This is a genomic window from Holophagales bacterium (assembly GCA_016699405.1).
Lineage (GTDB): Bacteria > Acidobacteriota > Thermoanaerobaculia > Multivoradales > JAGPDF01 > JAAYLR01.
Map to the genome: position 1 here is coordinate 1,908,407 of CP064972.1, position 19,790 is coordinate 1,928,196.

At 70.5% G+C, this 19,790-nt stretch carries 15 protein-coding genes; 5 read left to right on the top strand and 10 right to left on the bottom strand.

All coding sequences use genetic code 11. The features are described 5' to 3' along the window. Positions 1-21: 21 nt before the first annotated feature. From IPJ17_08035 to IPJ17_08065, 7 genes are all read right to left on the bottom strand, one after another. Positions 22-1,197: an efflux RND transporter periplasmic adaptor subunit gene (locus IPJ17_08035; protein ID QQR75508.1), complete on the bottom strand. Its 1,176-nt coding sequence runs from the start codon at positions 1,195-1,197 to the stop codon at positions 22-24. Positions 1,198-1,199: 2 nt separating this feature from the next. After that, on the bottom strand, positions 1,200-2,474 hold the full coding sequence (locus tag IPJ17_08040; GenBank protein QQR75509.1) for an ABC transporter permease: 1,275 nt from the start codon (positions 2,472-2,474) through the stop codon (positions 1,200-1,202). 15 nt (positions 2,475-2,489) lie between these two features. Then, positions 2,490-3,722, bottom strand: coding sequence for an ABC transporter permease (locus IPJ17_08045; GenBank protein QQR75510.1), 1,233 nt, complete (start codon positions 3,720-3,722; stop codon positions 2,490-2,492). Positions 3,723-3,729: 7 nt separating this feature from the next. Continuing rightward, the gene (locus tag IPJ17_08050; protein ID QQR75511.1) at positions 3,730-4,491 is read right to left on the bottom strand and encodes an ABC transporter ATP-binding protein; all 762 of its coding nucleotides are present in this window, start codon (positions 4,489-4,491) and stop codon (positions 3,730-3,732) included. A 115-nt stretch (positions 4,492-4,606) separates the two neighbouring features. Next, a complete protein-coding gene (locus IPJ17_08055) occupies positions 4,607-5,971 on the bottom strand; it encodes a phosphomannomutase/phosphoglucomutase (GenBank protein ID QQR75512.1) in 1,365 nt (454 codons plus the stop codon). A gap of 12 nt (positions 5,972-5,983) precedes the next feature. Then, positions 5,984-9,379, bottom strand: a complete 3,396-nt coding sequence (locus tag IPJ17_08060) for an isoleucine--tRNA ligase (GenBank protein QQR75513.1) — start codon at positions 9,377-9,379, stop codon at positions 5,984-5,986. Positions 9,380-9,433: 54 nt separating this feature from the next. Further along, on the bottom strand, positions 9,434-10,444 hold the full coding sequence (locus IPJ17_08065; GenBank protein QQR75514.1) for an alpha/beta fold hydrolase: 1,011 nt from the start codon (positions 10,442-10,444) through the stop codon (positions 9,434-9,436). 74 nt (positions 10,445-10,518) lie between these two features. On the opposite strand from IPJ17_08065, the gene def reads away from it, so the two are divergent. The 5 genes from def (at position 10,519) to IPJ17_08090 (ending at position 15,322) form a co-directional block, all read left to right on the top strand. Continuing rightward, positions 10,519-11,058, top strand: a complete 540-nt coding sequence (gene def / locus IPJ17_08070) for a peptide deformylase (protein QQR75515.1) — start codon at positions 10,519-10,521, stop codon at positions 11,056-11,058. After that, positions 11,058-11,543 (top strand): 23S rRNA (pseudouridine(1915)-N(3))-methyltransferase RlmH, encoded by a 486-nt coding sequence (locus IPJ17_08075; GenBank protein ID QQR75516.1) that lies wholly within the window; start codon positions 11,058-11,060, stop codon positions 11,541-11,543. Before def ends, IPJ17_08075 begins: the two co-directional genes overlap by 1 nt. Continuing rightward, positions 11,521-12,369, top strand: coding sequence for a TraR/DksA family transcriptional regulator (locus IPJ17_08080; GenBank protein QQR75517.1), 849 nt, complete (start codon positions 11,521-11,523; stop codon positions 12,367-12,369). The genes IPJ17_08075 and IPJ17_08080 overlap by 23 nt, the downstream gene beginning before the upstream one ends. Before the next feature lie 75 nt (positions 12,370-12,444). Continuing rightward, positions 12,445-13,872 carry a tetratricopeptide repeat protein gene (locus IPJ17_08085; protein ID QQR75518.1) on the top strand — a complete coding sequence of 476 codons (1,428 nt, stop codon included), beginning with the start codon at positions 12,445-12,447 and terminating at the stop codon, positions 13,870-13,872. Between the two features lie 4 nt (positions 13,873-13,876). Continuing rightward, positions 13,877-15,322: a hypothetical protein gene (locus IPJ17_08090; protein ID QQR75519.1), complete on the top strand. Its 1,446-nt coding sequence runs from the start codon at positions 13,877-13,879 to the stop codon at positions 15,320-15,322. A gap of 14 nt (positions 15,323-15,336) precedes the next feature. Here IPJ17_08090 and gatD read toward each other — a convergent pair whose 3' ends face one another. The 3 genes from gatD to IPJ17_08105 form a co-directional block, all read right to left on the bottom strand. Next, positions 15,337-16,764 carry a Glu-tRNA(Gln) amidotransferase subunit GatD gene (gatD, locus tag IPJ17_08095; protein QQR75520.1) on the bottom strand — a complete coding sequence of 476 codons (1,428 nt, stop codon included), beginning with the start codon at positions 16,762-16,764 and terminating at the stop codon, positions 15,337-15,339. Continuing rightward, on the bottom strand, positions 16,761-18,671 hold the full coding sequence (gatE, locus tag IPJ17_08100; GenBank protein ID QQR75521.1) for a Glu-tRNA(Gln) amidotransferase subunit GatE: 1,911 nt from the start codon (positions 18,669-18,671) through the stop codon (positions 16,761-16,763). Before gatE ends, gatD begins: the two co-directional genes overlap by 4 nt. A 107-nt stretch (positions 18,672-18,778) precedes the next feature. Beyond that, positions 18,779-19,729, bottom strand: a complete 951-nt coding sequence (locus IPJ17_08105) for a radical SAM protein (GenBank protein QQR75522.1) — start codon at positions 19,727-19,729, stop codon at positions 18,779-18,781. Between the last annotated feature and the right edge of the window lie 61 nt (positions 19,730-19,790).

Genomic DNA, 19,790 nt, shown 5'->3' on the forward strand with positions numbered 1-19,790 from the left:
CCACTCGGGACGTGTGGGTTCTCAGTGTCGCGGTCCGCGGCCGGCGCCCAGGGCGCCGCCGCCGGCGCGGGCGGCCGGCGTCGCGCCGCTCGGCTTGCCAGCCGCAGCCGCGGCATCGGTGTTCGGGTTCTTGACCTTGTCGCTCTCCGCGAGACCCGAGATCACCTCGATCTGGATGCCGTCGGAAAGGCCGACCTCGAGGTCGCGTCGTTCGAATTTCTGCGGCGCGGTCTCGACCTCGACGTAGGGCTTCTCGCCCTCGAACTGCAGCAGGCTCTCGTCGAGGGCGACGACGTCGTCGCGACGATCGAGCACGATGTCGGCGTTGGCGCTGTAGTTGGCGCGGATGAACAGGTCGCGCTGCGGCTTGAGCGCGGCGCGGATCTCGAACTGGATGGCCCCGTTTTCCTCGACGCCCTTCGGCGCGATGTGCTCGAGCACCGCCTCGAACTGGCGACCCTCGATGGCGCCGATGGTCAGCAGGAGCTGCATCCCTTGGCGGATCTTGCCGACCTCGGACTCGTCGACCTTCCCTTTGAAGATCATGTCGTCCATGTCGGCGATCGTCGCGATCGTGGTGCCGGCGTTGAAGGTGTTCGCCTCGATCACCGAGCGGCCGACCTCGACCGGTACCTCGAGCACCATGCCGGGCACGGTGGCGCGCACCAGCGTGCTGGTCGTCGCTGCCATGCGCGAGGTGGTGCCGCGCTCGATCAGGTCGAGGTTGTCGCGCGCCGCCTTGGACTCCTCGGTGGCATTGCGCAGGGCGATCTCGAAGACCTGGAACTGGGCTCGCGAGATCGTGCCGTCCTTGGCCAGCCCCTGATTGCGGTCGTAGTCGGCCTGCGCCTGCTCCAGGCCGATCTTGGACCGTTCGACGCGGTTCTGGGCGTTGGCCAGGCTGACCATGTTCGGGACGATGCGGATCCGCGCGACCAAGTCGCCGGCCTTGACGATCTGGCCGGGCTCGACCATGAGCTGGTCGAGGATGCCGGAGACCTGCGGCTTGATCTCGACCTCCTTGCGCGGCACGACCGAGCCGGTGGCGACCGCCTTCTTGATGATCGTGGCGCGGTGCGCGCTCGCCGTCTGGTAGACGACCGGGGCGGTGCGCGACTTGCGGTAGAGGAAGACGCCGGTGCCGACGACGGTGACCAGGAACGCCAGGGCGAGGAGGATGCCGAGGATCTTCTTCATGTCTACTCCGTGCGCAGCGCGACGACCGGCGTGACGGCGATGGCGCGCTGTGCGGGGGCGAGGCCGGCGAGCGTGCCGGCGGCGACGAGGATCGCCACCGCCTGCACGGCGTTGCCGAACGAGACGCCGGGGTTCTGGAACATCTGGGGTCCGCCGCCAGCGGCGGTGGCGGGGACGAACGAGGCGACGAGCTCCATCACGCCGACGCCGGCACAGAGGCCGAGCAATCCGGCGGTCGAGGTGAGGATCACCGCCTCGACGACGATCTGCGCCATGATCCACAGCGGCGTCGCTCCCACCGCACGTCGCAGACCGATCTCCTTGGTCCGTTCGCGCACGATGATGAGCATGATGTTGGAAACGCCGATGGCGCCCGCCGCCAGCGTGCCGACGCCGACCAGCCACATCAGGGCGCCGATGCCGGCGAAGAGCCCCTGGATCTTGCCGAACTGCTCTTCGAGGTTGAAGCCGCCGATCGCCCGCTTGTCGTCCGGGGCGATCTGGTGGCGCGCGCGCAGCAGGGCGAGCACGTCCTCCTGCGCCGCCGAGGCCGCGATGCCCGGCTTCGAGGTCACGGCGAACCACTGGACGCGATTGCGGAAGTTGAACGCCTGCTGGAAGGTGGTGAAGGGGACGTAGATGGTCTGGGCGTCGCGCTCCGCCATGCCGCCGCTCTGTCGCGACTTGAAGACGCCGACGACCTTGAACCAGACGCCGTTGATCTCGATCGCCTCGCCGATCGGGTCTTCCCCCTTGGCGAAGAGCACCTCGAGCGGTCGCGTGCCGATTACCGCCACCTTGCGGGCTTCGCGGATGTCGGTCGGGTTGATGAAACGTCCGCTCTGCAGCGCCTGCGACTGGATGGTGAAGATCTCCGGGTGGTCGCCCATGATCGAGAAGGCGCTCGACTTGGCGCCGCGCACCACCATGTTGCTGCCCCGGTGGCCGCCGAGCTGGGCGCGCGGCGAGACCACGGCGACGCTCGCCACCTCGCGCCGGATCGCCTCGGTGTCCTCGTTGGTGAACTCCACCGAGCGACCGGCCTGCAGCCCCTTGAACGGCTTGCTGGTGCGCATCCCCCAGACGAAGAAGCTGTTGGTGGCGACGTTGGAGAAGCCGGCCATGACGCCGTTGTGCAGGCCGTTGCCGGAGGCGAGGAGGATGACCAGCAGGAAGATCCCCCAGAAGACGCCGAAGGCGGTCAGCAGCGTGCGCAGCCGGTTCTTCGCCAGCGCCTCGAAGATCTCCTGCCAGTGGTCGGGGTCGAAGAGGGTCATGGCGTCTCCCTGGGACTACTCGTCGCGCAGCGCTTCGATCGGGCGGATCGCCGCAGCACGCCGCGCCGGGAAGAAGCCGGCGATCCCGCCGGCGACGACCAGCAGCGCGGTGGCGGTGGCGGCGACCCGCAGGTCGACCTCGGGGCGCTGGAAGAACTCGCCGTTGGGCACGAAGCGCGCCACCCCTTCGAGCACGAAGACGCCGAGCACCAGCCCGAGATAGCCGGCGATCGAGGTGATGAAGATCGCCTCTTCGAGCACCAGCCGCACCACCGAGGCGGGCGTCGCGCCGACCGCCTTGCGGATGCCGATCTCGCGCGTGCGCTCCTTGACCGCGATCATCATGATGTTCGACACGCCGACCACGCCGGCGATCAGCGTGCCGATGCCGACCAGCCAGACGAAGCCGCGGATGCCGGCCATCAGCGAGACGAAGCGCTGGAACTGCTCGGCCTCGTTGCGGATGAAGACGGCACGGGGGTCCTCGGGGTCGAAGTCGTGGCGGTCGGCCAGTCGCTCACGCGTCTCGCGCTCCATCTCCTTGCTCTCGGCGAGCGTGGCTTCGCCGGTGGTGAAGAGGATGCCGCGGATCTTGTCGGATCCGCCGAAGGCGCGCTGGGCGGTGGTGATCGGCAGGTAGATCAGCTCCTGCTCCTGCTCGGAGCCTTCGTCGTCGAAAACGCCGACCACCTTGAACGACACGCCGTTGATCTTGATCTCGCGGCCGAGCGGCGGCTCGCTCTTGAACAGCGCGTCGCGCACCAGCACGCCGATGACGGCGCTCTTGCGATGATCGCGGATGTCGAGCTCGTTGATGAACCGCCCCTGCCGGACGAGCGTCTTCTCGAGGAAGCGGTAGCCGGGGTGAACGGCCCGCACCTGGAAGTTGCCGGTCTCCCCGTGGTAGGCGACCTTGATGACGCCGGAGATGAAGTAGCGCGCGCTCGAATACTCCACGCCCGGGACGTTGTCGCGCACGTCGAGGTAGTCGGCGTTGCGGAACTGCACGCCGCGACCGGGCTTGAGACCGCGGAACGGCAGGCTGGTCTGGCCGCTCTGCACGGTGATCGAGTTGGTCGCCTCGTCGCGGAACTGGTACTCGACGCCGCGTCGCAGCCCCGTCCCGGAGCCGAGCAGCACCACCAGCATGAAGATCCCCCAGGCGACGGAGAAGCCGGTCAGCACCGTTCGCAGCTTGTTCTGGCGAACCGTGGAGAGGATCTCCTGCCAGAGATCGAAGTCGATCATCGGCGGCTCACGGGGCGGCTGCCGGGGCGGCGATCGCAGCGGGGGCGACGGCGGGGACGACGACGGCCGCGGGCGCGCCGTGGGCCGCCAGGCGCCGCTGGCGCACGTCGCTCTCGATCTGGCCGTCGACGAGGTGGATGATCCGGTCGGTCATCGCCGAGATGTCGTGCTCGTGGGTGACGATGACCACCGAAACGCCCTCGTCCTGCACCTGCTGCAGCACGCCCATGATTTCGCGGGAGGTGGCCGAATCGAGGGCGCCGGTCGGCTCGTCGGCGAGCAGGATGCGCGGTCGGGCGATGAGCGCCCGGGCAATCGCCACGCGTTGCTGCTGGCCGCCGGAGAGCTCGCGCGGCAGGTGCGTCGCGCGGTCGGCGAGCCCGACCTTCTCGAGGTACTCCTCGGCCATCCGCAGGCGCTCGCGACGCGGCACCTTCTGGTAGTAGAGGGGCAGCGCGACGTTCTCCAGCGCGTTCTTGAACTGGATCAAGTGGAACGACTGGAAGACGAAGCCGATCAACCGCGATCGCAGGAGGGCCGCCTTGGTCTCCGTGAGCCCCTTGAGCAGCTCGCCGTCGAAGCGGTACTCGCCCTCGTCGTAGCCGTCGAGCAGCCCGAGGACGTTCATCAGCGTCGACTTGCCCGAGCCCGAGGCGCCCATGATGGAGACCAGCTCCCCGGCGTCGAGATCGAGGTCGATCCCCTTGAGGACATGGAGACGGTTCGCCCCCATGATGTAGCTCTTCTGGATGCCGCGCAGTCGGATCATGACGTGGGGGGGGCGAGAGTCGGCGCGGCGCCGGGACGCCACGCCCCGGCCGGCGCACAGGCTCCGCCGTTCTTCATACGCCGGACCGGGGAAAATGGTTGCCTGACGCGAGAGCTCAGTGGTCGACCGGCTCGCCGATCAGCCCGACGAGCTCGGCGAGGCGCTTGGCGAGCGACGCCTCGTCGCGGGTTTCGAGCACCAGGCGGAGCAGCGGCTCGGTATTCGACGGCCGGACGTTGAACCACCAGTCGGGGTACTGGACCGTGATGCCGTCGAGGTAGTCGATCTGCCCGTCGGCGTAACGGCGGGCGAGCTCGCGGATCATGCCGTCCTTGTCCTCGACCTCGAAGTTGGTCTCCGGGCTCTTGGCATAGCGGCGCAGTGGCGCCACCGCTGCCGACATCGAGCGCCCCGAATGCCAGAGGACGTTGAGCACCTCGACGATGGCGAGCATGGCGCAGTCGGCGTTGTAGTTGTCGCGGAAATAGTAGTGGCCGGCGAGCTCGCCGCCGAAGAGTCCTTCGACCTTGCGCAGCGTCGCCTTCATGAACGAGTGTCCGACGCGCTCGCGCACCGGGATCCCTCCCGACTCGGTGACGTACTCCGCCACCGCCCGCGACGAACGCAGGTCGTAGAGCACGTGGCGGCCCGGCTCGCGCGACAGCAGCTCGCCGGCGATCAGCGCCGTGGCGAGGTCGCTGCCCACCGGTTCGCCGGTCTCGTCGACGAAGGCGGCGCGATCGAAGTCGCCGTCGCACGAGATGCCGAGATCGGCGCCCGTCTCGCGCACCTTCGCCTGCAGGTCGCGCAGGTTCTCGAGCTTCAGCGGGTTGGCCTCGTGGTTGGGGAAGGTGCCGTCGAGCTCGAAATAGAGCGGCAGGATCTCGACGCCGAGTGCGTCGAACATCGCCCGGTCGGTCACCGCCATGCCGTTGGCAGCGTCGACGACGACCTTGAGGCGCCGTGCGCCCGCCGGTCGGCGGAGGAACGAGAGGACGTGCCGTTCGTAGGCCGCCCGGACGTCGGCCTGCGACACCTTGCCGCGGGTTGCGGCCACCGGGAGATTGCCTTCGGCCACGCTCTTCTCGAGCAGCGCGATGCCGTGGTCGCCGGAGACCGGTCGCGCCTCGTGACGGCTGAACTTGAGGCCGTTGTACTCGGCCGGATTGTGCGACGCGGTGACCTGGACGCCGCCTGCCGCCCGCAGGTGGCCGATGGCGAAGTAGTTCATCGGCGTCGTCGCGAGGCCGATGTCGATCACGTCGAGGCCGGCCGAGGTGAGGCCGTCGATCAACGCCTCGGTGAGCGGCAGCGAGGAGGGGCGCATGTCGCGTGAGACGACGACGGTGTTGCCGCCGTGGGCGCGATCCTCGGCGTCGAGCACGTGCTGGAAGGCGTTGCCCACCTGGCGGGCGATCGACTCGTTGAGCTGCGTCGGGTAGATCCCGCGGATGTCGTAGGCCTTGTAGATCCCTGCCATGGTGAGGTCCCCTCAGTGCTTTTCGATGATGAAGGCCAGTGGATGGCCTTCGACGTCGGTGGTGCGAAGGTCGTCGCGTCCCTCCGCGGCGCGCCACTCGGCGACCAGCGCCTCGCCGGCGATCCAGTCGCGGTGTGCCGCGATCGCCGCCTCGAGGTCGGCGTCGGCGCGATAGGCGACGCGGATGCGGTCGGCGTAGTCGAGCTCGGCCTCCTTGCGCGCTCCCTGGAGGCGGTTGACCACCTCGCGAGCCAGGCCTTCGGCGACGAGCGCCGGGGTGAGCTCGGTGTCGAGCGCCACGAGGAGCTCGCGGTCGCCGGCGGTCGCCAGGCCGGGCTTCTCGACGAGACGGACCTCGAGCTCGTCGGCGGCGAGCTCGAGCGTCTTTCCGGCGACGAGGATGGCGATCCGCCCGTCGCGCTCGAGCGTCTCGGCGAGCGCGTCGCCGTCGGCGGCTTCGAGGGCGGCCTTGACCGCCGGCATCAGCTTGCCGACGCGCTTGCCGACGATGCGGAAGTTCGGGCGCACCTCGTGGTGGACGAACTCGCCCCGCCGCTCGGCCCAGCGCAGCTCCTTGACGTTGAGCTCGTCGAGAACCAGGTCGCGCACGCGGTCGAGGCCGCCGCGCAAGTCGCCGCCCGCGGTCTCGGGCGCCGAGACCAGGGTGACGCCCCCGAGCGGCTGGCGGGTTTTCAGGTTGTGCGTGGCGCGCGCGGCGCGTCCGAGGCCGACGACACGCTGGGCGAGGCGCATCGCCGCCACGAGGCGCAACGCCTCGGTACGGTCGACGTCGGCAAGCTGGTCGAGCCAGCCGCGCGGCGCGGGCCAGCTCTCGAGGTGGACGCTCGCGGCGGCGCCGCTCTCCTGGCTCCGCACCAGCCGCTCGTGCAGCACTTCGGCGACGAACGGGGTGAACGGAGCGAGCAGACGGACCACCGTGGTCAGCACCTCGTAGAGCGTCTGGTAGGCGCTCTCCTTGTCACGGCTCTCCGGGTTGCCGGACCAGAAGCGGTCGCGGCTGCGCCGGATGTACCAGTTCGTCAGATCGTCGAGGAAGCGCTCGAGGCGGCGCGCCGGCTCGGCGATGCCGTAGTGGTCGAGAAGCAGCGTGACGCCCTCGATCTCCTCGTCGAGGCGCAGGAGGATCCAGCGGTCGAGATCGTGGCGCTCGGCGATCGGCACGGCAGCGGCACGCCCCGGGTGCCAGCCGTCGAGGTTGGCGTAGATGGTGAAGAACGAGGCGGCATTCCACAGCGGCAGCAGCATCCCCTGGGCCGCCTCGCGAACCAGCCGCGACGAGAAGCGCGACGGCTGCTCGGGGTCGTTGACGTAGAAGTACCAGCGCAGGGCGTCGGCGCCGGTCTCCTCGAGCACCGCCATCGGGTCGACGACGTTGCCGAGACGCTTGGACATCTTCCGCCCCTGCTCGTCGTTGACGTGCCCCATGACGATGCAGTTGGCGTAGGCGACCTGGTCGAAGAGCAGCGTGCCGAGCACGTGCAGGGTGTAGAACCAGCCGCGGGTCTGGTCGACCGCTTCGGCGATGAAGTCGGCGGGGTAGCCGACGCCGCGCTCGGGGTCGAAGTGCGGCAGCGGCTCGCCGCGGTAGCCGTGCTGGGCGAACGGCATGGCGCCCGAGTCGAACCAGGCGTCGATGACGTCGTCGACCCGGCGCATGGTGCCCGGGCAGCCGGTCGTTGCGCAGGCCCACGTCACCTGGTCGATCGACGGACGGTGCGGGTCGAACTGCGCGCGGTCGTACGGGTCGGCAGGTCGCTCCTGTCCGGCGAGGGCGAAGAGCTCGTCGTAGCCGCCGACGACGTGGACGCCGTCGCAGGCGTCGCACTTCCAGATCGGCAGCGGCGTCCCCCAGTAGCGTTTGCGCGAGAGGGCCCAGTCGACGACGTTCTCCAGCCAGTTGCCGAAGCGACCTTCGCCGATGTGCTCCGGGTACCAGCCGATCGTCCGGTTGAGCTCGACGAGGCGCTCCTTGGCCGCGGTCGTGCGGACGAACCAGCTGCGCGTGGCGTACTGGAGCAGCGGCTGGTCGCAGCGCCAGCAGTAGGGGTAGCTGTGGCGATAGCGCTCGGTGTGGAGCAACAGGCCGCGTTCGCGCAGATCGCGGAGGATCTGTGCGTCCGCTTCCTTGAACCAGAGCCCGGCGAAGCGCTCGATCCCCTGGCGCGCGACGACCTTGCCCTGGGCGTCGATGGTCTGCAGCAGCGGCAGTCCGTACTTGACGCCGGTCGTGTAGTCCTCGGCGCCGAAGGCCGGAGCGGTGTGGACGAGTCCGGTGCCGTCCGTCGTCGTCACGTAGTCGGCGAGCACCACCGGCCAGCCGGCCTCGTCGGAGGGCGGCGGGGAGATCTCGGCGCTCTCCGTGCGTGAATCCCAGGGGAGGACGGGATAGGGGCGGTCGTAGCGCAGGCCGAGCAGGTCGGCGCCGCGGACACGGCGCAGCACCGGCTCCTCGCGCAGGTCGAGCTTGCGACGCTTGCCTTCCTCCTCGACCTCGCACGGCACCGGGACTTCGACGGCGTCGGCAAAGAGCAGGAGCTCGTCGGCGTGGCCCGGCCGCGCGACGACGCGATAGACCATCTCCGGGTGCACCGACATGCCGGCGTGCCCCGGCATCGTCCACGGGGTGGTCGTCCAGGCGATCAGGCGCAAACCCACGGGGGTCGCCCAGGCGTCGCCGTCGACGGTGCGCAACGTCTGCCCCGGGCGCACCGGGAAGAGCACCCAGATCGAGGGATCGTCGGCGTCCTTGTAGTTCTGAGCCACCTCGTGCGAGGAGAGCGTCGTGCCACAGCGCGCGCAGTACGGCTGGCTCTTGTGCCCTTCGTAGAGCAGCTTCTTGTCGTGGAGGCGCTTGAGCGCCCACCAGACCGACTCGACGTAGTCGTTGGTGTAGGTGAAGTAGGCGTCGTCGAGGTCGACCCAGTAGCCGACGCGCTCGGTCATCACCCGCCACTGGCGCTCGTAGGTCATCACGCTGTCGAGGCAGCGGCGGTTGAACTCGGCGATCGAGGCGCCGACATCGCCGGGGACGAGCTGTTCGATCTCCTTCTTGCCGCTGATCCCGGCGCGCTTCTCGACCTCGATCTCCACCGGCAGACCGTGGGTGTCCCAGCCGGCCTTGCGGGCGACCCGCTGGCCGCGCATCGTCTGGAAGCGCGGGAAGAGGTCCTTGACCACGCGGGTCAGCACGTGACCGACGTGCGGCGTGTTGTTGGCCGTCGGTGGGCCCTCGTAGAAGACGAACTCCTGGCGGCGGGAGCCGTCCGTCGCTTCGCGGTGGACGGTCGCGGCAAAGATGTCGTCGCGCTCCCACGAGGTCAGGACCTCTTGTTCGAGACGCGGGAACGGGTAGCCGCCGGGCAGGTCGGGAAAGCGCTTGTCGGTCATGGCAGGCCAAGGCGGCCCGAGGGGCCGCGAAAGGGAAATCTTATCGGATTGCGCTCAGTGACCGCGTTCGCCGCGCTCGCCGAGGTCGGCGAGGAAATCGGCGAGGCATGCGGCCACCGCTTCCGGTCGTTCGAGATGCGGCAGCGAGCCGCAGCGCTCGAAGATCTCGAGGCGAGCTTGCGGGACGGCGTGCAGCCAGAGATCGGCGGTTTCGACCGGCGGCGACAGGCTGGTGCGCCCCCAGCCGATCCAGGTCGGCACGGCGAGCCGTTCGGCGGCGTCGGCGACGCCGTGGTTGAGGTAGCCGGAGAGATAGGCGGCGAGGGCCGTCTGGGCCCCCGGTTCGTGGGCGCCGCGATAGTGGTGGTCGACGATCTCCGAGCCGATCCGTTCGGGGTCGGCGAAGACGTCGAGCTCGAAGTGATTGGCGACGCCGGAGCGGCTGGTGACGAGGTTCATCGCCGAGGTGCCGAAGACCGGCAGGCGGAGCAGCCGGTAGATCAGCGCGTCCTTCAGGTCGGGCTCGTCGGAGTGCAGCTCGATGCCGAGCGGACCGAGGAGCGCAAGCCCGGAGACCAGCTCGGGGAAGTCGACGGCGACCTGCACGGCGTAGGCCGCGGGCAGCCCGGCGGCGACCACCGGCGCGCGTTGGCGCACCACTTCGCGCAGGAAGTCGATCAGCAGCTGGACATAGAGCTCGGCGTCGTAGGGTCCGCCGGGCTTCTCCGAACGTCCCCAGCCGAGCAGATCGGGGACCAGCACCGTGTGCTCGGCGGCGAGCGCTTCGCCGACCTCCCGCCACTGGGTACCGTCGTAGCCCGGGCCGAAGGCGTGAAGCAGGACGACCGGGTCGCCCTCGCCGAGCCGGCGGAAGGCGATCGCGCCGGGGCGGTAGGCCCAGCGGTAGAGGCGCCCCCAGCTCGGCTGCGGGAGCCGGCGGGCGCGGCGCGCCACCATCGTGTTGAGGAGAGCGGGAATGCCAATGGCTGCTCCGCCGACGAGGAGCCCCTTGAGCAGTCGCTGACGGCGGCGCCGTCGCAGCTCTTCTTCCGACGTCCAGGCCACGACAAGTGGGACGATAGCACGCACCGGAGCGGAGCAATGTGGCCTGCTAAGATCCGCCGCGCGAGCGAGCCACCATGCCGTTGTTGCCGATCGTCCGCCTCGGACACCCTGCCCTGAGAATGCCGGCCGAGAAGGTCACGGCGGCGGAGCTGCGTTCCACGGCGGCACAGCGGCTCATCGACGACATGATCGAGACGATGCGGGCGGCCGACGGTGTCGGTCTCGCCGCGCCGCAGGTGGGCGTCGGCTGGCAGCTGTTCGTCTACGCCGCCGAGGAGGAGATCCCTTTGCGGGTGCTGGTCAACCCGACGGTCGAGCCCGAGGCCGGCGATCTGGTCGACGACTGGGAGGGGTGCCTGTCGATCCCCGATCTGCGCGGCCTCGTGCCGCGGCATCCGGCGGTCCAGGTGCGGGGCCTGGATCGCCACGGGCGACCGCTGAGCTACCGGGCCGAGGGCTTCGAGGCGCGGATCGTCCAGCACGAGAACGACCATCTTCACGCGGTCGTCTTCCTCGACCGCATGCGCGACATGCGCTCCCTTGCCTTCCTCGACGAGTGGCACGAGTACCGGGTCGACGGAGGCGGGGAGCCGGCCGACGAGCGGCCGGAGTAGTGGCGCTCGAGCTCGTCGTCCTCTGGGCCGGTCGCCGTTCGCGCGACCGCTACGAGGAGCTCTGCGAGGATTACCGCGAGCGCATCTCCCACTGGGTCCCGGTGCGCGAGACGATCGTGCGCTCGCGCTCGGCGGCCGGGGATCCGGAGCGCCTGCGGGACGAGGCCACGGCGCTGCGTGCGGCCGTGCCGCGCGGTGCCTGGACGGTCGCCCTCGACCGCCAGGGCGAGGCCATCTCGTCGCGCGAGCTCGCCTCCCGCGTCGGGCAATGGAAGGCCCGCTGGCCCCATCCGGTCGCCTTTCTGCTCGGGTCCGATCTCGGCCTCGACCGGGAGCTGCTCGCCGAATGCCGACAGGTTCTGTCGCTCGGGCCGCTCACCCTGCCGCACGCCATCGCGCGGCTCGTCCTCTTCGAGCAACTCTACCGGGCACTTTCGATCGACTCGGGACTCCGCTATCATCGTGAGCTTTCGGACGGGAGCTAATCGCATGGCCTCGAAAACTCCAGCGAAGAAGAGCGCGAAGAAGCCGGCTGCCGGGGCCCGAGCCGCTTCCGGCCGGGCCAAGGCGCCGGCGCGCAAGCCGGCCGCGAAGGCCAAGCCGGTCGCCAAGGCCAAGCCGCCGGCGAAGAAGGCGAAGGCGCCCGCCAAGGCGAAGCCCGCCAAGAAGACCGCGGTGAAGGCTCCGGCGAAGGCCGCGAGCAAGGCTCCGGCCAAGGTGGCTGCCAAGTCTCCGGCGAAAGCCCCGGTGAAGGCAGCGGCCCCGTCGACGGGGCGCCCGGCGACTTCCGCCAAGCCGCCGGTGCGCGTCGAGGTCCCGGAGCCGGTTGCAGCCAAGCCGGCGGCGGTCGCCCCGCGGCCGGCGGCCAAGCCGGCGGCGAAGAGCGAGACCAAGCACGCCGCCAAGAGCCCGGCACCGGCCGCCAGCTCCCACTCCGACGCCAGCTCGGCCGTCGTCGTCGCGATCGGACCCTTCCGCGAGAAGCTCCTGCGCAAGCGGGAGGAGATCGTCGCGCTCTACCGCAACGACCTCCGCCTCGGCCAGGAGGCGACCGACGAACCGACCGAGGACATCGTCGATCGCGCCAACAACTCCTACTCGCGCGAGCTCAGCTTCTCGATCTCGGACGCCGAACGGAATCTGCTTTTGCAGATCGACGAGGCGATCCGCCGTCTCGACAGCGGCGCGTTCGGTCGCTGTGCCCACTGCGGCCGCGCGATCGCCAGCCTGCGACTCGAGGCTCTGCCCTGGGCCCGCCTCTGCATCGACTGCCAGGAGCTGCTGGAAAAGGGGATGCTCGCCGAGGCCTGAGCCGAGGCTCCCCGCTCCGCGGCGGCGCCTCGACTCGATCGGTCCGCGTCGAACCTGCTCGAGGCGCCACCGCTCATGCGCCTTCGTACCTACCTCGGCCTTCTCCTCGCGCTGGCGCTGCTCGCCGGCGCGATGGCGCTCGTCCGCCTCCATCCCGGACTGCTGACCGGGGTCGTGCCGCTCGCCGGGGGGCTCACGGTGAGCCCGGCGACGCTGGCGATTCTCGCCGCTCTCGTCGGATTCCTGCCGCCGGCCACCGTTCTCCTGGTGCAGACCCTGCAGCGGGATCTCGCGGCACGCCGGTCGCGACGCGCCGAGCGCGAGGCGATCGGGCTCGATGCCGCCTCGCGCCGGGCACACGACCTGCGCGCCGACGCCCAGTGGGCACGGGCCGCCGCCGAGCTCGAGGTCGTGCTCGGCGGCCGGAGTGACGACTACGACGGCCTGCTGCGCCTCGGGGAGGTGCAGCGCCACCTCGGCCGTTTCGACGAGGCGGTCGCCACCCACCGTCGTGCCGCGGCGCTGCATCCGGGAAGCGTGGCGCTCCTCTACGAGCTCGCCGCCGACCACGAGGCTGCCGGGGAGCGCGAGGTGGCGCGGGAGATCGAGGGGCGCATCCTCCGCGACTTCCCCGGCTTCGGTCTGGCCGTGCATCGCCGGCGGCGTGCCGAGGCGATGGCGGCGGGCGAGTTCGAAACCGCCCGCGAGCACCAGCAGCGGATCGTGTCGCTGCTCGAGGACGGAGGAGACCGCGCGGCCGCCGGCCGCGAGCGCGGCATCGGCGACGGGCTGGAGTACCAGCGGGGCGTCGCCAAGCTCGAGCTCGAGGCGGTCGACGAGGCGAAGGCGATCTTCGACGCGGTGTTGGCGCGCGAGCCGCGCTTCGTTCCGGCGCTGATCATGCGCGGTGAAGCCGAGCAACTGGCCGGGCGCCCGGAGGCCGCGCTCGCCGAGTGGCGGCGTGGCTACGAGGCGACGGGCAGTCCGGTCTTCCTGCAGCGGATCGAGGACCATTGCATCGAGATCGAGCGGCCGGAAGACGCCATCGAGACGTTGCGGGGCCTGGCGGCGGGCGCGGCGACGGCCGCCAACGACCTGCTCCCGCGCTTCTTCCTCGGCCGCCTCTACTATCGACTCGAGCTGCGCGACGAGGCCCTGCGGGTGCTCGCCCCGCTCGCCGAGCGGCTCGCCGGCTCGCCGACCTACCACTTCCTGCTGGCGCGGCTCCACGAGCGGCGCGGCGACGCCCGCTCGGCGCTCGACGCCTATCGCGCCTGCCTGCGCTCGCTCGACCTCTCGACCGCCGAATACCTCTGTGGCGTCTGCGCTTCCCGCAGCCCCGACTGGCTCGACCGCTGTCCGCGCTGCGGCTCCTGGAACTCCGTGGAGCTCGACATCGCCGAGGAGCGGCTTGCCCCCGCGGACGTCGGGTTGCGCGAGCGGCCGGTCTGGGGGCCGGTGGACCCGGACTCCCACCCCGTCGACGCGACCCGGGAGGCCTGAGGCGATGGCTGCGGACGAGTCGCTCTCCCGGGTCCTCGCCGGGCCGCCGCAGGCCGTCTACCTCGTGCGCGGGGACCGCGTTCTCGCCGAGCCCGCGGCGCAGCGGTTGGCCACCGCACTCGCCGAGCGCGGTGGAGGGCAGGTGGAGCTTCACCGTCGGCCCGAGGGGCTCTCGGCGCTGCTCGCCGATCTCCGGACCTTCTCGCTGTTCGGCGGGGCCAAGGTGCTCGTCGTCGTCGAGAGCGCGGTGCTCGCCGACCAGCGCGCCGCCGCGGCGCTGCTCCACGAGGCACTCGAGGTCCTGCCCTTCTCCCCGGCGACCGTCGATTCCTCCCTCTCGCCGCGGGAGCGATCCGCGGCCCTGCGTCTTCTCCAGGCCCTGCGGCTCTTCGGCATCGACCCGCTCGCCGGCTCCGAGGCCGGGGCGATCTCGGCGCTGCCCGACGAGGCGTGGAAGGCTCCGAAGGGGGGCGGCAAGGGGCGCGGTCGCGCCAAGGCGTCGCGCGACGAGGGCGATCCGCGGGAGGGGCTCGCCGCGCTGCTCGCCGCGGCGCGCCGCGAGGGGCTCGAAGGTCGTGGTGAAAGCGACGTTGCCGATCTCGCCCTGGCGCTGCAGCAGGGGCTCCCGGACGGGCATCACCTCGTGCTCGTCGAATCGGCTGCGCCCGAGGAGAACCCGCTCGTGCGCTCGCTGGTGGCGCGCGGATCGCTGATCGACGTCGGCACCGTGCAAGCCGAGCGCGGCGGCGGATGGAGCGGAGTCGACCGCCTGGCGGCCACGCTGCACGAGGAGACGGGAGCGACGATCGCTCCCGACGCGCTCGCCGAGCTCGCCCGGCGCACCCTGCGCTCGGCCGGCCGCGGCGCCCCGGCAGGGGGATCGGACGCCGATTCCACGGCACGGTTCGCCGGCGAGTACCGCAAGCTCGCCGCCCTGGCTGGCGGCGAGCGGATCGGTCGGGCCCTCGTCGAGCAGACGGTGGTCGATCGCGGCGAGGAGGATGTCTGGCAACTGCTCGAGGCGATCGGCGCCGGCCGGGCTGCCGAGGCGCTCGCTCGACTCGATCGACTGCTGGCGGGCGCCGAGGAGCCGGAGGCCGCGCGGCTCTCCTTCTTCGCCCTGCTCGCCGGCTTGGCGCGCCAACTCACCGCGCTCGCCGGCCTGGCCCGACGCCGTGGCGTCCCGCCGGCCGACCGCGACTACAACCGCTTCAAGACGCGCTGGGCGCCGCTGCTCCAGGCGCCGGACCCGGAGCTGCCGGGCAACCCGCTGGCCGGCCTTCACCCGTTCCGCCTGCACCGTGCCTATCTGCTCGCCGCGCGGCTCCCCGAGTCGCAGCTCGCCCGCCTGCCCTGGGACGTCCTCGAGACCGAGCGGCGCCTCAAGGGCGACAGCGCCGAGCCGGCCGCGGCGCTCGCCGAGCTGGTCCTCCGGCTCACGCCTCGCTGACCCGGCGCCGCGCGCTACTTCCAGTGCTTCTCGACGAAGGCGTCGACCTCCGGCAGGCCGCCCTGCAGGATGAGGTAGCCGTTGTGCGGCTCGCGGAGCTCGATCTCGTGGTTGATCGGCGTGGTCATCATCGACCGGATGCGCGCCGGGTCGTCGGTCTGGCCGAGCACCCAGGCGAGCTTCATGTACGCCGTCTCCGGCAGCATGTTGTCGAGCGGGATGATGCCGAGATCGAGCAGATCGCGGCCGGTGTCGTAGACGTACATCTGGGCAAATCCCCAGAGGGTCTGCACCGTCATCACCACGGTCATGCCCTTGGCGATCGCCCGCTTGATCGCCGGGTAGAGCGGCTTGTTGACGTGGCCGAGCCCGGTGCCGGCGATCACCAGCCCGCGGTAGCCCATCGCCGAGAGGCCGTCGATGATGTCGGGCTGGAAGTTCGGGTAGTAGTACTGGATCGTCACCTTCTCTTCGAACGCCGGGTTGATGATCGGCTTGCGGCTCTTGTCGCGCCGCAGGATCTCCTCGGAGATGTAGGTGAAGTGACTCCCTCCGGGCACCTTCGGATAGCGGCTGACGGTGGCGAGCGGCGTCGCCCCGACGGTGCGGAAGGTGCTGCGGTAGGACGAGTGCATCTTGCGGCAGCGGGTGCCGCGATGCAGGAGGTCGTAGTTGTCCGAGGTGGGGCCGAACATGCAGAGCATCACCTCGGCGATATCGCACTCGGCCGCGGTGCGCACCGCGTTCATCAGGTTGAGCGCGGCGTCGGACGACGGGCGGTCGGAAGAACGCTGGCTGCCGACGATGACGATCGGCACCGGGCTCTGCTGGACCATGAAGCTGAGGATCGCGCCGGTATGCGACATCGTGTCGGTGCCGTGGCCGACCACGATGCCGTCGACCCCCTTCTCGATCTCCTCGCCGATCGCCTTGGCCAGCGCGATGTACTGCGTCGGCCCCATGTTCTCGCTGAAGACGCCGAACAGCTTCTTCGTCTCGAGATTGGCGATGTCGGCGAGCTCCGGCACGGCGCCGTAGAGCTCGCCCGGGGTGAAGGCGGGGATCACCGCGCCGGTGCGGTAGTCGAGGCGGCTGGCGATCGTCCCGCCGGTGCCGAGCAGGGTGACGTTGCGCTTCTTCGGGTCGAAGGGGAAGTCCTTCTCCGGGATCTTGTAGACCGCCTTCTTGTAGCCGACCTCGTGCGCCGCGGCGATGCGGCTGGCGTGGATGCCGACGTTGTAGCCGTTGAAGAGCTTGACGACGAGGTGGAGATCGTCGGCGGTTTCGCTGCGCGGCAGGACGACGCCGACGAAGGTCGAGCCCTGGTCGTTCGTGACCTCCACCTCGCTCCAGACGCCGATGCCGAAACGCTCGAGGGCCTCGCGGGCCGGGCCGCGGTAGCCCTGGAAGCGGTCGCTGCGCTCGCTCACGGGGACGTTCATCGGTTCACCTCCGCGATCCGCTGGCGCAGCTCGGCGGCGACTTCGCTGGCCGGAGCCCGGCCTCGCAGTGCCCTGACCGCTCGGCCGGCGACGCAGCGGAGCTGGCGGGCGGTGTCCCCGCGGACGGGGATGGGGGTTCCGAGGAGGCGGTCGATCTCCGGCTGCCACCGCTCGCGCGGCTCGAGCGCGATCCCGGCGGCGCGTGCGGCGCTGTCGGCGTCCCCGCCGTGGCGCGCCATCGACGCGGCGACGGTGGCGATCCCCTCGCGCGGGATGCGGCCGTCGGTGAAGAGATCGAAGATCTGCACCCAGGCCTCGGCGCCGAGCCGCTCGACCGGGATGCCGGCGCGAGCCATCGCCTTGCCGCGTTGCCCGATCTCGACCGCGGCCAGCAGCAACTCGGCGCCGGTCTTCTCGACGACGGCGTCGAGGATCTCGGCGCCGCCGCGGCGGATGAGGAAGTTGCAGGTCTCCTCCGGGACCCGCGCGGCGAGATAGCGCTCGAGCCGCTCCCACGGGGCCGGTCGCAGGCGGGCGCGGATCGCGGCGACCCGTTCCGCGGTCACGCGGGTCGGCGGCGAGTCGGTGTCCGGGTACATGCGGTCCGGTCCGGGGAGGATCCGCTCGAAGGTCGTGAAGCCGCCGACGAGCGCCTGGCGCGTCTCCCGCGGCACCCCTTCCGTCGCGTCGCCGAAGCGCAGTCGGATCTCCTCGGCGGCGGTGCGGCAGTCCTCTTCCGGCCCGCAGACGACGAAGAAGTCGTCGCTCGCAGCCAGATGGAGGCGCCGGCGCAGCCGCTCGAGCAGCCGGTAGCGGTCGGGAAACTCGGGAAGCGCCGCGCCGCTCAGCACGACCGGCGCTTCGTCGAGGCAGGCGATGACGCGGATCCGTCCGGCGAGCTCGTCGAGGAAGGTGGTGTCGGGCTGGGTGCGATGCTGCGCGAGCCCGGCGACGCCCTCGACTTTGATCGCGAAGACCTTGCCGCCCGCGGCGAGGGCCCGTCGCATGAAACCGAGGTCGATCTCGGCGCAGAGCGTCGAGATGTCGACGGGGTGGACGCGGATCGCCTCGCGCTGGTCGAGGCCGCGCCGCCGGAGCTCGTCGCGGAGCTTGAGCAGGTTGTGCTGGCGGACGCCCTCGTGGTGGACGAGCTTGACCGCGTAGCCGGCCCGCGGGACCCCCTTGATCTCGACCCGGTCGCCGCCGCGGACGCTGACGTTGATGTCCTGGCGGCTCGCCCCGATCCCGGTGCGCACTCGCCCGGTCGACCGCGCGGTCAGACCGCAGAGGAGGATCGCGTCGCGCACCTCCTCCGGGGTGCGCAGCTCGGCGCCGGTCACCGTCTCGGTCAACGGCATGCCGAGGCGGTCGGTGCGCCAGACGATCTGATGCCCCTTGTCGCGCACCTCGCGACAGGAGTCCTCTTCGACGCTCACGTGGGTGACGGTCAGCGGCCGGCCGTGGAAGGGGAGGAAGCCGTTGACGCCGATGATCGCGGTGCGCTGGAAGCCGGTGGGGATCGACCCGTCGAGATACTGCTTCCGCGCGATGTGGACCTCGTCGATGATGTCCATCCGCATCATCAGGCAGAGCTCGATGGCGGTGTCGATCGCCTCCTGATTGACCAGGAACGGCGGAGTGTCGTCCATCTCGTAGGTGCAGACGTTGGCGCGGTTGAGGAGGTAGACGATCTCCTTCTTCGTCTTGAACTCCATGAGCGCCGTGCCGTCGTACTCGCCGAGCTCGGAGAGCGTCGGGCGCATGTGGCGCAGCACCTCACCGTCGTGGGTGGTGGTGTAGCGACCGGCGGGGCAGCGGCAGAACAGTTTGTGACGGGTGAGTAGCTGCTGATGGACTTCCAGGCCGGAGATCAGGCCCACGGCCTCGTAATCGAGCGGCTCGAGCATCGGGTTCCTTCCGCAGGTGAAGACATACCCGGCGAGGATCCCGCCTCGCGCCGCTCGGCGTCAAGCTGGTGCAGGGCGACGTTCCCGAGGCTCGGGCCGCCGACAGCTCAGACGCGTCCGGGACGCGGGTGCGGGAAGCCGTGCTGCAGTCGCAGCCGTCGGAAGTCGGCGAGCAGCTGGTCGGTGGCGTGTGCGTCGAGCGTGTCGCGTTTGCCGTAGAGACGCGAGTAGAGGCCGGCGAGCGCCGGGAACTCGTTCTTCAGCCACGGCCAGAAACGGGCACGTGCGGCCGGCCGCAGGAAGAGCGGGCTCGCCTGGACGTCGCTCGCTCCGGCGCGCCGGGAGGCGCCGAGCAGCTCGTCGAGCGCCGTGGGGTCGTCGTTGATCCCGGGCAGCAGCGGCTTGACGAAGACCTGGGTCGCGATCCCTTCCTCGGCAAGGCGCTCGACGGTCCGCAGACGCGTGGCCGGATCGGGTGCGTGCGTCTCGAGTCGGCGAGCGAGCCGCGCGTCGAGCGTCGTCACGGTGACGTTCACGGTGACCGAATGGCGGCGGTCGAGCTCGGCGAGCAGATCGAGGTCGCGCAGCACGAGCGGCGACTTCGTGGTCAGGGAGATCTCCAGCCCCTCGGCGGCGAGGAAGGCCTCGAGCAGCGAGCGGGTCACGCCATGGTGCTTCTCGGCCGGCTGATAAGGGTCGGTGGCGGTGCCGATGGCGATCGGCTGTCCGGCGAGCGAGGAGCGGCGGAGACGGCGCGACAGCGCCTCGCCGGCCTCGCTCTTGACGAAGATCTTCCGCTCGAAGTCCTCCCACTGGTCGAGGTCGAAGAAGCCGTGGGTGTACCGGGCATAGCAGTAGGTGCAGCCGATCTCGCAGCCCCGGTAGGGGTTGATCGACCAGACGAACGGCATCCGCGGATTCGCCTGGCGATTGAGGATCTCGCGGACCGGCAGCGGGTAGTGGGCGACTCCGGAGCGCTCCCGGAGGGCTTCGACGTCCGGCTCGGGGCGACCGACGACCGGGAAGGGGAAGAGCGGCAGAGTGGCGGTTCGGTTCATTTACGCCTAAATTACGCCTATCCGGCGAAAGCCGTCAAGAGGGCATTCCCGGGGGCTCACT